We start from the raw sequence: 15388 nt of genomic DNA on the forward strand, positions 1-15388 counted from the left end.
CCGTGGAGCTCCCCACCGCACCGCGCATCAACCCGAGCATCCTCGCCGCCGACTTCGTGAACATGCAGGCGGAGCTCGCCCGCATCGCGACAGCCGACTTCGCGCATGTCGACGTGATGGACAACCACTTCGTGCCCAACCTCACGTTCGGCCCGCAGATGGTGCAGCGCATCCAGGAGACGAGCCCTGTCCCGCTCGATGTGCACCTGATGATCACGGACCCGGATCGTTGGGCTCCCGGCTACGCGGAGCTGGGCGCGGCGAGCGTGACCTTCCACCTGGAGGCGGCGGGCGATCCGGTGACCCTGGCACGTCGGCTGCGGGACATCGGCGCTCGTGCCGGCGTCGCGGTCAAGCCGGGCACGCCGGTGGAGGGGCTGTTCCCCGTGCTCGACGAGTTCGACCAGATCCTGGTGATGACGGTGGAGCCGGGCTTCGGCGGCCAGGGTTTCATGCCGGAGACGATGCCGAAGCTGCGCGCCCTCGCCGACGAGGCGCGGCGCCGCGGATCCCGGGTGTGGCTCCAGGTCGATGGGGGGATCTCGGACGACACGATCGCGCAGGCGGCTGCCGCGGGGGCCGACACCTTCGTCGCCGGCTCGGCCGTGTACGGCCAGGATGACGTGGAAGCGGCCGTCGCACGGCTCAGGCACCTCGCGCGAGCCGCTAGCCTGGAATCGTGAAGACTTTCGACGAGCTGTTCGCCGAGCTCAGCGTCACGGCCGAGACCCGCCCGGAGGGGTCGGGCACGGTCGCGGAGCTCGACGGCGGCGTGCACACGATCGGCAAGAAGATCGTGGAGGAGGCCGCCGAGGTGTGGATGGCGGCAGAGTACGAGTCCGACGAGGCGGCCGCGGAGGAGATCTCGCAGCTGCTGTACCACCTGCAGGTGATGATGCTCGCGAAGGGCCTCACCCTGCAGGACGTCTACCGACATCTCTGATGCGCTCCGCTCCCACTCCTTCGAACTGAAAGCCGTTTCATGCTGCGCATCGCCGTTCCCAACAAGGGCTCGCTGTCCGAGACCGCCGCCGAGATGCTCGCGGAGGCGGGCTACGCCGGCCGCCGCGACCCCAAGACCCTGCACGTCGTCGACACCGAGAACGATGTCGAGTTCTTCTTCCTGCGTCCGCGCGACATCGCGACGTACGTCGCCTCCGGCGCGCTCGACGTGGGCATCACCGGACGCGACCTGCTGCTCGACGTGCAGCAGCCGGCGCGTGAGATCGAGCAGCTCGGCTTCGGCGCGTCCACGTTCCGCTTCGCAGGCCCTCCCGGTCGCTTTTCCGCCATCGAGGATCTTGATGGCGTACGCGTCGCCTCCGCGTATCCGGGCCTGGTCGGGTCGTTCCTGCGCGAGCACGGGGTGAATGCCGAGCTCGTCCAGCTCGACGGTGCCGTGGAGTCGGCGGTGCGGCTCGGTGTCGCGGACGCCGTGGCCGACGTGGTCTCGACCGGCACCACGCTGCGTCAGGCGGGCCTGGAGATCTTCGGGCCGGTGATCCTGGAGTCCGAGGCAGTACTGATCAGTCGTCCGGGCGACGCGGAGGGCGTCGACACGCTGCTGCGTCGGCTGCGTGGCGTGATGGTGGCGCGCCGCTACGTGCTCCTCGACTACGACCTCCCGACCGAGCTGGTGGACCAGGCGGTCGCGATCGCGCCGGGGCGAGAGTCCGCGACGATCTCCCCGCTGCGCGATCCCGCCTGGGTGGCCGTGCGCGTGATGATCCCGCGCCGCCGGGTGAACCAGGTGATGGACGATCTCTACGCCCTGGGGGCGCGGGCGATCCTCGTCACCGCGATCCACGCGGCGAGGCTCTGATGACGCTCGCGAGCAGGGTCATCCCGTGCCTCGACGTGGCCGACGGCCGCGTCGTGAAGGGCGTCAACTTCGAGAATCTGCGCGACATGGGCGACCCCGTCGAGCTCGCGCGGCACTACGCGGCGCAGGGTGCCGACGAGATCACGTTCCTCGATGTGACGGCGACGGTCGATGCCCGGGCGACGACCTACGACGTGGTGCAGCGCACGGCCGAGCAGGTGTTCGTGCCGCTGACGGTCGGCGGGGGAGTGCGCAGCGTCGACGACGTGGCCCGGTTGCTGTCCGTGGGCGCCGACAAGGTGGGCGTGAACTCGGCAGCGATCGCGCGACCGGAGCTGATCGGTGAGATCGCCGACCGCTTCGGGGCGCAGGTGCTTGTGCTGTCGCTGGATGTCAAGCGTGCTGACACGACGCGCTCCGGTTTCGTCGTCACGACCCACGGCGGGCGCACGCAGACCACGCTGGACGCGGTCGACTGGGCCCGAGAGGCCGCCGAGCGTGGCGCGGGCGAACTGCTGGTGAACTCGATCGACGCGGACGGCACCCGCGACGGCTTCGATCTGGAGTTGGTGCGTCTGATGCGTGAGGCGGCACCGGTGCCGGTGATCGCCTCGGGCGGCGCCGGACGCGCGACGGATTTCGCGCCGGCCATCAAGGCGGGCGCCGATGCGGTGCTCGCGGCGAGCGTGTTCCACACGGGGGCGCTCACGGTCGGCGACGTGAAGGACGCGCTGCGCGCGGAGGGGGTGCTGGTCCGATGACCGAGGTGCAGCAGGGCGAGCGCGACCCCGAGGTCGAGGCGCGCATCGCGCAGGTGGCGTTCACGGCCGACGGCCTGGCTCCCGTGATCGTGCAGCAGTGGGACACCCGCGAGGTGCTGATGCTGGCGTGGGTGGATGCCGAGGCGCTGCGCCGCACGCTCACCTCCGGTCGCGCCACCTACTGGTCGCGGTCGCGTCAGGAGTACTGGCGCAAGGGAGACACGTCGGGCCACATCCAGGTCGTGCGCGAGGCGCGGCTGGACTGCGACGGCGATGCGATCCTGCTCCTGGTCGACCAGACCGGGCCGGCGTGCCACACCGGGACGCGCACGTGCTTCGACACCACCGATCTGGGTGCGGTCGACGGATCGGCGTCGTCGTGAGCATCGCCCGGCGCGGGCGCTCGCTCGCGGTGTCCGGATTCCTGCTCGCGGGTGCGCTCGGCATCATCTCCTCGACGCAGACCTGGTTCACGGTCGAGCGCGCTGACGCGGGTGAGGCGATCCTCGTCCCCGGTGCCTCGGCGATGGTGCTGCTCGCGCCGCTGAGCCTCGCCGTGCTCGCGCTCGGGGCCGCGCTGTCCATCGCGGGTCGCACGGTGCGCCTGGTGTTCGGGGTGCTCGCGGCGGTCGCGGCCGTGTTCCTCGGCTGGTCGACGGTGCAGCTGCTGATCGCCGAGCCGTTCGACGCGGTCGCCGCGACCGTGACGGAGACCACCGGCCTCGCGGGCGACACCGCCGTGCACGAGGTGGCGGCGCACATCGTGCCCTCCGCGTGGCCCTGGGTCGCGCTGGCCGGCTGGGTGATCCTGCTGTTCGCGGCCGTGATGGTGCTGGTGACCTGGCGTCAGTGGAAGACGGGCGGCCGTCGGTATCGCACCGAGACCACCCATGCCGCGACCCACGAGGGTCCGGTCGACGCGGTCGACTCGTGGGACGACCTGTCCCGCGGGACGGATCCCACGCGCTGACCCCGATAGACTGAACACATCCGCACGTCGTCCCCGGAGGAAACATGACCAACCCGATCGCCGACCCTGGCCACGGACACTCGCCTGCGGCCTGGACCGCCGTCGTGATCATGCTCGTCGGCTTCACCGCCGCGACCGTCGCGTTCTGCTTCGAGCAGCCGACCCTGGTCTGGATCTCCGCCGCGCTGATCCCGATCGGGGCGATCGTGGGTTGGGCGCTCGCGAAGGCGGGCTACGGCGTGAAGGGCCCCAAGTACTCCCCGAAGGCGCACTAGTGGTTCTCGCCGACCTGACGGCCGGCGCTGTCGCAGACGCCGAGCGTCGCGCCCTCTCCCGGCCCATCGAGGTCGTCGAGCGCGACGCTCTCGCGCGTCCCGCGGCGAAGGATGCACTGGCGTTCCTCGCGCCCGCCGATCGGGTGAAAATCATCGCCGAGGTGAAGCGGGCGAGCCCGTCCCGCGGGGCCCTCGCCGAGATCCCGGACCCGGCTCATCAGGCGTCGCTGTACGAGCAGGGCGGTGCTTCGGCCATCAGCGTCCTGACCGAGGAGCGCCGATTCGGTGGCAGCCTCGCCGACCTCGAGGCCGTGACCGCGCGGGTGTCGCTCCCTGTGCTTCGTAAGGACTTCATCGCCACGCGATACCAAGTGCTGGAGGCGCGGGCGGCCGGTGCCGATCTGGTGCTGCTGATCGTCGCAGGGCTCGACCCGGAGGTGCTGCGCGACCTGTATGCGTTCATCCTCGAGCTCGGCATGACGCCGCTCGTGGAGACCCATTCGGCGGAGGAACTCGAGGTGGCGATCGAGCTCGGCGCCGCACTGATCGGCGTCAACGCGCGCGACCTGAAGACCCTCGAGCTCGACCGCGACCTCTTCGGCCGCCTGGTCGAGCGCATCCCGGACACGGCGATCAAGATCGCGGAGTCCGCGGTGCTCACCCCGGCCGACGTCGCGCACTACCGTTCGGCCGGTGCCGACGTGGTGCTGATCGGCGAGGCCCTGGTGACCGGAGACCCGGTCGCCACCCTGACGAGTTTCCTGGAGGCGACGTGAGCCTGCGCGACCAGCACGGCCCGTACTTCGGCGACTTCGGCGGCCGGTTCATGCCGGAGTCGCTGATCGCCGCCATCGACGAGCTGACCGTCGCGTATGAGGAGGCGATCGCCGATCCGGCCTTCCGTGGGGAGCTCGCCCGCCTGCTGAGCACCTACGCCGGGCGACCGTCTGCGCTGACCGAGGTGCCCCGGTTCGCCGAGCACGCCGGGGGAGCGCGGGTGTTCCTCAAGCGGGAAGACCTCAACCACACGGGCTCGCACAAGATCAACAACGTGCTCGGGCAGGCGCTGCTCACGAAGCGCCTGGGGAAGACGCGCGTGATCGCCGAGACGGGTGCGGGTCAGCACGGCGTCGCCACGGCCACCGCCGCGGCGCTGTTCGGCCTGGACTGCACGATCTACATGGGTGAGGTCGACACCGAGAGGCAGGCGCTGAACGTGGCCCGCATGCGGCTGCTGGGTGCCGAGGTCGTGCCGGTCACGTCGGGTTCGCGCACGCTGAAGGACGCGATCAACGACGCCTACCGCGATTGGGTCGCATCGGTCGAGACCACCAACTACATCTTCGGCACCGCCGCGGGCCCGCACCCCTTCCCGGCGATGGTGCGGGACTTCCAGAAGATCATCGGCGAGGAGGCGCGCGCGCAGCTGCTCGACGAGGTCGGCCGGTTGCCCGACGCGGTGTTCGCGTGCGTCGGCGGCGGCTCGAACGCGATCGGCATGTTCGACGCGTTCCTCGACGACGAGGGTGTGCGCCTGTACGGCGTGGAGGCGGCCGGCGACGGCGTCGACACGCCGCGGCACGCCGCCTCGATCGAGCGCGGTCGTCCCGGTGTGCTGCACGGGGCGAAGACCTACGTGCTCCAGGACGAAGACGGTCAGACCGTCGAGTCCCACTCGATCTCCGCCGGGCTCGACTACCCCGGGGTCGGCCCGGAGCACTCCTGGCTGGCAGACATCGGTCGCGCGGAGTACATCCCCGCCACGGACGACGAGGCGATGCAGGCGCTGCGTCTGCTGAGCCGCACCGAGGGCATCATCCCGGCCATCGAGTCGGCCCATGCTCTCGCCGGTGCGCTGCGCATCGGCCGCGAGCTCGGCCCCGACGCGGTCCTGGCGATCTGCCTGTCCGGACGCGGCGACAAGGACATGGACACGGCCGCGCGCTACTTCGAGCTCTACGACGAGGCGGCGCTCGCGCACGACGTGTCCGAGGAGGGTGCCGCCGAGGAAGCGGCCTCGAAGGGAGAGCCGCAGCTGTGAGCCGCGTCGAACAGGCCATCCAGCGCGCACACGACGCGGGGCGCAGCGCCTTCGTCGGCTACCTCCCGGTCGGCTTCCCCGATCTCGACACGAGCATCCAGGCCGCGATCGCCCTGGCGGAGAACGGCGTCGACATCATCGAGCTCGGCCCGCCCTACAGCGACCCCGTCATGGACGGCGCGATCATCCAGGAGGCCACGACGGCGGCCCTCGCCGCGGGCTTCCGCATGAAGGACCTCTTCACCGCCATCCGCGCGATCACCGCCGCGACCGATGTGCCCGTTCTGGTCATGACCTACTGGAACCCGGTGCTGCAGTACGGCGTCGATCGCTACGCCGACGACCTGCTCGCGGCGGGCGGCGCCGGCCTGATCACGCCGGACATCACTCCGGACGCCGCGGCCGAGTGGATCGCGGCGAGTGAGCGCACCGGACTCGACCGGGTGTTCCTCGCCGCGCCGACCTCGTCGGACGAGCGTCTCGATCTGGTCGTGAAATCGTCGACCGGCTTCGTGTACACGGTCTCCACGATGGGCATCACGGGGGAGCGGGCCGAACTCGACCGCGCCGCCCGGACGCTCGTCGGTCGCCTGCGCGCGCATGGCGCCCGCCGTGCGTGCGTCGGCATCGGCATCTCCACGGCCGAGCAGATCGCCGGGGTGTCCGAGTACGCCGACGGCGCCATCGTGGGCACCGCCCTCGTCCGTGCCCTCCGCGATGGCGGCGTACCCGCCCTCGCTGAGGTCGCCCGAAACCTCGCCACCGGCACGTCGTCGGTGCGCTCCGCCCCCGAGAACTAGAATCGCACTCATGTCCCTCGCGCTCTCCAGCAGCTTCACCGGCGTGCTCGCCAGCATCCCGAGTCCGCCCGTCGCCTACATCGACCTCGGCCCGGTGCGGATTCACTTCTACGCGCTCTGCATCATCGCCGGCATCATCGTCGCGGTGCTGCTGACCAACCACCGCCTCACCAAGCGGGGTGCGGAGCCGTGGGTCGTGATCGACATCTCGATCCTCGCGGTGCCGCTGGCGATCATCGGCGCGCGTATCTTCCACGTGCTGACGCACCCGAACTTCTACTTCGGCGAGGGCAAGAACACCTGGAACCCGTTCGAGCCGGGCTCCGTGTGGGCGATCTGGGAGGGCGGCATCGCGATCTTCGGTGCGCTGATCGGCGGCGCTGTCGGCGCGTACCTCGGCTGCCGCTGGACCGGGATCCGCTTCTGGACGTTCGCAGATGCCCTGGCTCCCGGCCTGCTGCTGGCCCAGGCGATGGGTCGTTTCGGCAACTGGTTCAACCACGAGCTGTTCGGTCTCCCCACCGACCTGCCGTGGGGGCTGGAGATCGAGTCCACCAACTCCGCCTTCCCTCCCGGTCTCCCGGAGGGCACGCTGTTCCACCCGACCTTCCTGTACGAGGTCATCTGGAACGGTCTCGGCGTGCTGGTGCTGCTGTGGCTCGGCCGCAAGCTGTTCTTCCAGTGGGGCCGGCTGTTCGCGATCTACCTGATCTGGTACAGCGCCGGCCGCATCGTATGGGAGTCGATCCGCATCGATCCGAGCGAGATCATCCTCGGTCTGCGCAGCAACGTCTGGGCCGCGATCATCGGTGTCGTCGTGGGTCTCGTGATCCTGGTCGTGCAGACGCGCCGTCACCCCGGTCTCGAGCCTTCGCCCTACCAGCCGGGCCGCAGCCGGAAGGACCTGGACGCTGATGTACAATCGCAAGACAATCCCTCTGATTTCGTAGACGTGAGCGAGCCTCCGTCCGACGAGGTCACCGCAGGAGCCACCGCCACAAGCACTGCTCCCACGAGCGAGGGCGGCTCCCGATAACGCCGCGCCCCGCGGCGGGAGAACCATTGCACTGAACGAGCGGGCCGATGACGTCCCCGGGTTTCACTGAAGATCTGAGGACGGTAACTGGTGTACTTCCAGCCCCCTTACGGCGCCTCCGGCGCATACCCCCCGAAGCAGGGCATGTACAACCCGGTGTTCGAGAAGGACGCCTGCGGCCTGGCCATGGTCGCGACGCTGCGCGGCGAGGCCGGGCACGACATCATCGCGCTGGCCCTCGAGGCCCTGCGCAACCTGGAGCACCGCGGGGCCATCGGGTCCGATGCGGGCACGGGTGACGGAGCCGGCATCCTCACGCAGATGCCGGACGCCTTCCTCCGCGCGGTCACCGGCTTCGAACTGCCGCCCGTGGGGGAGTACGCCGCCGGTCTGGCCTTCCTTCCTCGCGATTCGAGCGAGCGCCGCCAGCAGAAGGCCGGCATCGAGCAGATCGCCCGCTCCGAGGGCCTTCGCGTGCTCGGCTGGCGTGAGGTGCCGACCGCGAACGAGAACCTCGGCAAGCTCGCCGACGAGGCCCGCCCCGCGTTCGAGCAGCTCTTCGTGAGCGCCGGCGGAGCGACCCACACCGACGCCCCGCTCACGGGTATCGCCCTCGACCGGGTGGCGTATCGCCTGCGCAAGCGTGCCGGTCACGAACTCGGCGCGTACTTCGTGTCGCTGTCGAGCCGCACGCTCGGCTACAAGGGCATGGTCACCACGCTGCAGCTGGAGCCGTTCTACCCCGACCTGCAGGACGAGCGGTTCGCCTCCGAGCTCGCGGTGGTGCACTCGCGGTACTCGACCAACACGTTCCCGTCGTGGCCGCTCGCCCAGCCGCTGCGGATGCTGGCCCACAACGGCGAGATCAACACGGTCGGTGGCAACCGGAACTGGATGCGCGCCCGCCAGTCGCAGCTCGAGTCCGAGCTCCTCGGCGACATCTCGCCGCTGTTGCCGATCTGCACCGATGGTGCGAGCGACTCGGCGTCCTTCGACGAGGTGCTCGAGCTGCTCACGCTCACGGGTCGCAGCCTGCCGCACGCGATCATGATGATGGTGCCGGAAGCGTACGAGAAGCAGGCCGACATCTCGCCGGAGCTGCGCGCGTTCTACGAGTACCACTCCAACCAGATGGAGCCGTGGGACGGTCCGGCCGCTCTCATCTTCACCGACGGCACCCTGGTCGGCGCGACGCTCGACCGCAACGGCCTGCGTCCTGGACGCTGGACGGAGACCACCGACGGCCTGGTCGTGATCGGCTCGGAGACCGGCGTGCTGCACTTCGAGCCCGAGCGCATCAAGCGCCGCGGCCGTCTGCAGCCCGGCAAGATGTTCCTGGTCGACACCGCGCAGCGCCGCATCGTGGAGGACCGCGAGATCAAGCACGAGCTGGCGACGCTGCACCCCTGGCAGGAGTGGCTCGACGCCGGTGCCGTCCGCCTGGCCGATCTGCCGGAGCGTGAGCACATCGTGCACCCGCCGGCGTCGATCACGCGGCGCCAGCGGACGTTCGGGTACACGGAGGAGGAGGTGCGCATCCTCCTGACGCCGATGGGCCAGACGGGCGTGGAGCCGCTGGGCGCGATGGGGTCGGACACTCCGATCGCGGTGCTCAGCAAGCGTCCGAGGCTGCTGTTCGACTACTTCACGCAGCAGTTCGCTCAGGTCACGAACCCGCCGCTGGACTCGATCCGCGAGGAGGTCGTCACCAGCCTCAAGCTCGGCCTCGGCCCCGAGTCGAACCTGCTGAGCTGGGGTCCGGAGCACACCCGCACGGTGTCGCTCGACTTCCCCGTGATCGACAACGACGAGCTGGCGAAGATCCGCCACATCGACAAGGCGCTTCCGGGTCGGTCGAGCGCGACCATCCGCGGCCTCTACCACTTCGACTCGGGCCCTCAGTCGCTCGCCGAGCGCCTGACGGAGATGTGCGCCGAGGTCGACCAGGCGATCGCGGACGGCGCGGAGTTCCTGATCCTGTCCGACCGCGATTCGAACAAGGACCTCACCCCGATCCCGTCGCTCCTCATGGTGTCGGCGATCCACCACCACCTCATCCGGCGCGAGAACCGCATGAAGGTGGGCCTGATCGTCGAGGCCGGAGACGTGCGCGAGGTGCACCACGTCGCCACGCTGATCGGCTACGGCGCATCGGCGATCAACCCCTATCTCGCGATGGAGACGGTCGAGCACCTCGTGCGTACCGGCTACATCACCGGCATCACGCCGGAGAAGGCCGTCAAGAACCTGATCTACGCGCTCGGCAAGGGCGTGCTGAAGATCATGTCGAAGATGGGCATCTCCACGGTGTCGTCGTACGCGGGGGCTCAGGTGTTCGAGGCGGTGGGCCTCAGCCAGGAGTTCATCGACGCGTACTTCACCCGCACGGAGTCGAAGCTCGGCGGCATCGGGATCGAGGAGATCTTCGCCGAGAACCAGGCACGGCACGACTACGCCTACCCCGAGGATGCGGCGGCCCGCGCGCACGAACGGCTGTGGACCGGCGGCGAGTACCAGTGGCGCCGCGACGGTTCCCCGCACCTGTTCAACCCGGAGACGGTGTTCAAGCTGCAGCACTCCACGCGGACGCGGCGGTACGACATCTTCCGCGAGTACACGAAGCTGGTGGACGAGCAGGCGGCGGATCTGAAGACCCTTCGCGGTCTGTTCACGCTGCGTACCGGCACCCGCAAGCCGGTGCCGCTGGACGAGGTCGAGCCGGTGTCCGCGATCGTGAAGCGCTTCTCCACGGGGGCGATGAGCTACGGCTCCATCTCGAAGGAGGCGCACGAGACGCTCGCGATCGCCATGAACCGGATCGGCGGCAAGTCGAACACCGGTGAGGGCGGCGAGGATCCCGACCGGTTGGTCGATCCCGAGCGGCGCAGCGCGATCAAGCAGGTGGCCTCGGGCCGCTTCGGTGTCACGAGCCTGTATCTCACCGAAGCGGACGACATCCAGATCAAGCTCGCCCAGGGTGCGAAGCCCGGCGAGGGCGGTCAGCTTCCGCCGGCGAAGGTGTACCCGTGGGTCGCCCGTACGCGGCACGCGACCGCGGGCGTCGGGCTCATCTCCCCGCCGCCGCACCACGACATCTACTCGATCGAAGACCTGAAGCAGCTGATCTTCGACCTGAAGCGGGCGAACCCCGAGGCGCGCATCCATACCAAGCTCGTGAGCCAGTCCGGGATCGGTGCGGTGTCGGCGGGCGTGGCGAAGGCGCTCAGCGACGTGATCCTGGTGTCCGGCCACGACGGTGGCACGGGCGCGAGCCCCTTGAACTCGCTCAAGCACGCGGGTACCCCGTGGGAGCTCGGGCTCGCGGAGACGCAGCAGACGCTCATGCTCAACGGCATGCGCGACCGCGTGGTGGTGCAGGTCGACGGCCAGCTCAAGACCGGACGCGACGTCGTGATTGGCGCGCTGCTGGGCGCGGAGGAGTTCGGTTTCGCGACCGCGCCCCTCGTGGTCAGCGGCTGCATCATGATGCGGGTCTGCCATCTGGACACCTGCCCGGTCGGGGTGGCGACCCAGAACCCGGTGCTGCGGGACCGGTTTACCGGCAAGCCCGAGTTCGTCGTGAACTTCATGGAGTTCATCGCCGAGGAGGTGCGCGAACTCCTCGCCGAGCTGGGTTACCGCTCGATCGACGAGATCGTCGGACGCACCGAGCTGCTGGAGACGAACGCGGCCATCGAGCACTGGAAGGCCGAGGGCCTCGACCTGAGCCCGGTGCTGGAAGGCCCGGCGTTCCCGGCCGGTGAGCCGCGTCGGAGCGGTCGCGCGCAGGATCATGAGCTCGACAAGCACTTCGACGTGCAGCTCATCGACATCGCCAAGAGCGCGCTGCTCAACGGCGAACCGGTCGTCGTGGAGCTGCCGATCGCGAACACCGAGCGCGCCGTCGGCACGATGCTCGGCCACCAGGTGACCTCGCGTCACGGTGCGACCGGGCTGCCGAAGGAGACGATCGACGTCACGCTCGTCGGCACCGCGGGGCAGTCGCTCGGCGCGTTCCTGCCGCCGGGCATCATCCTGCGACTCGAGGGCGACGCAAACGACTACGTCGGCAAGGGTCTCTCGGGCGGCGACATCACGATCCGTCCGCCGCGTGGCTCCTCGATCGCGCCGCACGAGAACGTGATCGCGGGCAACGTGATCGGTTACGGTGCGACCTCGGGCACGATGTTCATCTCGGGTGTCGTCGGCGAGCGGTTCCTGGTGCGCAACTCCGGGGCGACCGCGGTCGTCGAGGGTGTGGGCGACCACGCACTCGAGTACATGACGGGCGGACTCGCGGTGATCCTCGGGTCGACCGGCCGCAACTTCGGCGCCGGCATGTCCGGGGGAGTGGCGTACGTGCACGCCCTGGACACGGCGAAGGTCAACGCGCAGTCGCTCGGCAGCGGGGAGCTGCGGCTCGAGCCGCTGGACCGCGCCGACCTGGAGGTTCTGCGCGGACTGCTCGTCGAGCACGTCGAGCGCACCGCCTCGCCGCGTGCGGCCGAGCTGCTGGAGGACTTCGACGCGAGTGCGGCGGAGTTCGTGAAGGTGCTTCCTCGTGACTTCGCTGCCGTGCGGAGCATGCGCGAGGAGGCGCTGGCCGAGGGGATCGACCCCGACGGCGACATCGTGTGGAACCGCATCCTGGAGGTGACCGGTGGCTGACCCCAAAGGCTTTCTGAAGGTGACCGAGCGGGAGCTTCCCGCTCGCCGACCGGTGCCCGTGCGCATCATGGACTGGAAAGAGGTCTACGAGCCGGGCGACAAGGCGGTCCTGCGCCGCCAGGCGAGTCGCTGCATGGACTGTGGCGTGCCGTTCTGCCACTCCGGCTGCCCGCTCGGGAACCTCATCCCCGAGTGGAACGATCTCACCTGGCGCGGCGAGGGTCGTGCCGCGATCGAGCGTCTGCACGCGACGAACAACTTCCCGGAGTTCACGGGTCGGCTGTGCCCCGCGCCGTGCGAGAGCTCGTGCGTGCTGGGGATCAACCAGCCGGCGGTGACGATCAAGCAGATCGAGGTCACGATCATCGACGAGGCCTTCGCGAAGGGCTGGGTCGAGCCGGAGCCGCCGCAGCGCCTCACCGGCAAGACCGTGGCCGTGGTGGGCTCCGGCCCCGCAGGTCTCGCGGCCGCGCAGCAGCTGACGCGCGCCGGACACACGGTTGCGGTGTTCGAGCGTGACGACCGCATCGGCGGCCTGCTGCGCTACGGGATCCCCGACTTCAAGATGGAGAAGACCCAGCTCGAGACGCGCCTGCGCCAGATGCAGGAGGAGGGCACGCGGTTCCGTGCCGGCGTCGAGATCGGCAAGGACATCTCCTGGGCCGACCTGCGTGCGCGCTACGACGCGGTCGTGATCGCGACGGGCGCCACGGTGCCGCGCGACCTCCCGATCCCTGGGCGCGACCTCGACGGCGTGCACTTCGCGATGGAGTACCTGGTCGAGTCCAACCACGCGGTGGCGGGCGACGCTGTCCCCGGTCAGATCTCGGCCGAGGGCAAGCACGTGATCGTGATCGGCGGTGGCGACACGGGTGCCGACTGCATCGGCACCGCACACCGGCAGGGCGCCCTGAGCGTCACCAACCTGGCGATCGGCAAGCAGCCCAGCGCGACGCGTCCCGACCACCAGCCGTGGCCGATGATGCCGACCGTGTTCGAGGTGCAGTCTGCGCACGAGGAGGGCGGGGAGCGGGTGTTCCTCGCCTCGACGGTGGAGTTCTTGTCGAACGAGGTCGGGGAGGTGCGCGCGCTCCGCGTGGCCGAGACCGAGTACATCGACGGGCGCCGTGTTCCCAAGAGCGGCACTGAGCGTGAGATCCCGGCCGACCTGGTGCTGATCGCGATGGGCTTCACGGGGCCCGAGCAGGACGGGTACACCGAGGACACGCGTCCGCAGGTGACCGAGCGCGGCTCGTTCCACCGTGACGCGACCTACGAGTCCTCGGTTCCCGGTGTGTTCGTGGCCGGTGACGCCGGGCGCGGGCAGTCGCTCATCGTGTGGGCGATCGCGGAGGGCCGTGCGGCCGCCGCGAACGTCGACCGGTACCTCATGGGCACCACGGTGCTGCCGGAGCCGGTGCGCCCGAGCGATGTCGCGATCGGACTCCAGCCCGCGTAGGCTGGGGCGGGCACCGTCGCCTGTTCTTCCATCCCCCGATTTCTACCCTGGAGAGTTCTTTGAGACGCGCGAAAATCGTCGCCACCCTGGGCCCCGCCACTTCCACGTATGAGACGGTGCGTGCACTGATCGACGCGGGTGTGGACGTGGCCCGACTGAACCTCAGCCACGGCGACTACTCCGTGCACGAGAACAACTACGCGAACGTGCGTCGTGCGGCGGAGGACTCCGGTCGTGCCGTGGCGATCCTGGTCGACCTGCAGGGGCCGAAGATCCGCCTCGGGCGTTTCGAGGACGGGCCGTACGAGCTCGCCAAGGGCGACATCTTCAAGATCACCACCGAGGACATCATCGGCAACAAGGAGATCTGCGGCACCACGTTCAAGGGCCTGCCCCACGACGTGAAGCCGGGCGACTTCCTGCTGATCGACGACGGCAAGGTGCGCGTCGAGGTCGTCGAGACCGATGGCGTCACGGTCACCACGCGCGTGGTGGTCGCCGGTGCCGTCTCCAACAACAAGGGCATCAACCTGCCCGGTGTCGCCGTCAACGTTCCGGCGCTAAGCGAGAAGGACGAGGACGACCTGCGGTGGGGCCTGCGCACGGGTGCCGACCTGATCGCACTGTCGTTCGTGCGCAACGCGGCCGACGTGACGCGCGTGCACGAGATCATGGCGGAGGAGGGCGTGCGCGTCCCCGTGATCGCCAAGATCGAGAAGCCGCAGGCGGTCGACGCGCTCGAGGAGATCGTCGACGCGTTCGACGGCATCATGGTCGCCCGCGGCGACCTGGGCGTCGAACTGCCGCTGGAGGCCGTGCCGATCGTGCAGAAGCGCGCCGTCGAGCTGGCCCGCCGCAACGCGAAGCCCGTGATCGTGGCCACGCAGATGCTCGAGTCGATGATCAACAGCCCGGTGCCGACGCGCGCCGAGACCTCCGACGTCGCGAACGCGGTGCTCGACGGTGCCGACGCGGTCATGCTCTCGGGCGAGACCAGCGTGGGCGACTACCCGGTGGTCGTGGTCGAGACCATGGCACGCATCATCGAGTCCACCGAGGAGCACGGTCTGGAGCGCATCCTGCCGCTCACCACGAAGCCTCGCACTCAGGGTGGCGCGATCACGCTGGCGGCTCTCGAGGTCGCCGAGTTCGTCGACGCGAAGTTCCTGTGCGTGTTCACCCAGTCGGGTGATTCTGCGCGTCGTCTGTCGCGTCTGCGTTCTCGCATCCCGATGCTGGCGTTCACGCCCGAACCGGCCATCCGGCGCCGCATGGCGCTCACGTGGGGTCTGCGCTCCACGCTGGTCGACATGGTGCAGCACACCGACCTGATGTACCACCAGGTCGACGAGTATCTGTTGGAGAACGGGCTGGCGGTCGAGGGCGACAAGGTCGTTGTGATCTCCGGTTCCCCTCCCGGGATCGTGGGCTCGACGAACGACCTCCGTGTGCACAAGGTCGGCGACGCCATGCGTGGTGCCGCGCCGATCTACAAGGCGGGCGTCTGACGCACGAGCTGTCGGAAGGGGCGGGGCTGCGGCCTCGCCCCTTCTGCA

Annotated in this window: 14 protein-coding genes; all 14 read left to right on the forward strand. The window is 69.5% G+C overall.

Translation table 11 applies throughout. The annotated features are described in order from the left end of the window. Positions 1 to 2 precede the first annotated feature (2 nt). The 14 genes from rpe to pyk all read left to right on the forward strand — a co-directional run bounded on the left by rpe (position 3) and on the right by pyk (position 15340). On the forward strand, positions 3 to 683 hold the full coding sequence (gene rpe, locus KE274_RS12315; protein WP_307872206.1) for a ribulose-phosphate 3-epimerase: 681 nt from the start codon (positions 3 to 5) through the stop codon (positions 681 to 683). Then, complete coding sequence (locus KE274_RS12320) at positions 680 to 943, forward strand: phosphoribosyl-ATP diphosphatase (RefSeq protein ID WP_211544150.1); 264 nt, start codon at positions 680 to 682, stop codon at positions 941 to 943. The genes rpe and KE274_RS12320 overlap by 4 nt, the downstream gene beginning before the upstream one ends. Before the next feature lie 39 nt (positions 944 to 982). Next, entirely contained in the window at positions 983 to 1822 is an 840-nt protein-coding gene (gene hisG / locus KE274_RS12325; protein ID WP_211544152.1) for an ATP phosphoribosyltransferase, read from the forward strand. Beyond that, positions 1822 to 2583, forward strand: a complete 762-nt coding sequence (gene hisF / locus KE274_RS12330; protein ID WP_211544154.1) for an imidazole glycerol phosphate synthase subunit HisF — start codon at positions 1822 to 1824, stop codon at positions 2581 to 2583. Before hisG ends, hisF begins: the two co-directional genes overlap by 1 nt. Then, positions 2580 to 2966, forward strand: coding sequence for a phosphoribosyl-AMP cyclohydrolase (hisI, locus tag KE274_RS12335; protein WP_211544156.1), 387 nt, complete (start codon positions 2580 to 2582; stop codon positions 2964 to 2966). Before hisF ends, hisI begins: the two co-directional genes overlap by 4 nt. Then, complete coding sequence (locus KE274_RS12340; RefSeq protein WP_211544158.1) at positions 2963 to 3553, forward strand: Trp biosynthesis-associated membrane protein; 591 nt, start codon at positions 2963 to 2965, stop codon at positions 3551 to 3553. Before hisI ends, KE274_RS12340 begins: the two co-directional genes overlap by 4 nt. Before the next feature lie 44 nt (positions 3554 to 3597). After that, entirely contained in the window at positions 3598 to 3828 is a 231-nt protein-coding gene (locus KE274_RS12345) for an HGxxPAAW family protein (RefSeq protein WP_136032424.1), read from the forward strand. Beyond that, positions 3828 to 4604: an indole-3-glycerol phosphate synthase TrpC gene (gene trpC, locus KE274_RS12350; RefSeq protein ID WP_211544160.1), complete on the forward strand. Its 777-nt coding sequence runs from the start codon at positions 3828 to 3830 to the stop codon at positions 4602 to 4604. Before KE274_RS12345 ends, trpC begins: the two co-directional genes overlap by 1 nt. Continuing rightward, positions 4601 to 5869 (forward strand): tryptophan synthase subunit beta, encoded by a 1269-nt coding sequence (trpB, locus tag KE274_RS12355; protein ID WP_211544161.1) that lies wholly within the window; start codon positions 4601 to 4603, stop codon positions 5867 to 5869. Before trpC ends, trpB begins: the two co-directional genes overlap by 4 nt. Continuing rightward, complete coding sequence (gene trpA / locus KE274_RS12360; protein WP_211544162.1) at positions 5866 to 6669, forward strand: tryptophan synthase subunit alpha; 804 nt, start codon at positions 5866 to 5868, stop codon at positions 6667 to 6669. The genes trpB and trpA overlap by 4 nt, the downstream gene beginning before the upstream one ends. A 10-nt stretch (positions 6670 to 6679) precedes the next feature. Then, positions 6680 to 7705: a prolipoprotein diacylglyceryl transferase gene (gene lgt, locus KE274_RS12365; RefSeq protein ID WP_211544163.1), complete on the forward strand. Its 1026-nt coding sequence runs from the start codon at positions 6680 to 6682 to the stop codon at positions 7703 to 7705. A gap of 144 nt (positions 7706 to 7849) precedes the next feature. Beyond that, complete coding sequence (gene gltB, locus KE274_RS12370) at positions 7850 to 12373, forward strand: glutamate synthase large subunit (RefSeq protein ID WP_211544951.1); 4524 nt, start codon at positions 7850 to 7852, stop codon at positions 12371 to 12373. Beyond that, positions 12366 to 13832: a glutamate synthase subunit beta gene (locus KE274_RS12375; RefSeq protein WP_211544164.1), complete on the forward strand. Its 1467-nt coding sequence runs from the start codon at positions 12366 to 12368 to the stop codon at positions 13830 to 13832. The genes gltB and KE274_RS12375 overlap by 8 nt, the downstream gene beginning before the upstream one ends. Before the next feature lie 59 nt (positions 13833 to 13891). Continuing rightward, on the forward strand, positions 13892 to 15340 hold the full coding sequence (gene pyk / locus KE274_RS12380) for a pyruvate kinase (protein ID WP_211544165.1): 1449 nt from the start codon (positions 13892 to 13894) through the stop codon (positions 15338 to 15340). The last annotated feature ends 48 nt before the right edge of the window (positions 15341 to 15388 follow it).

It is taken from the genome of Microbacterium paraoxydans (assembly GCF_018224615.1).
Classification (GTDB): Bacteria; Actinomycetota; Actinomycetes; order Actinomycetales; family Microbacteriaceae; genus Microbacterium; species Microbacterium paraoxydans_B.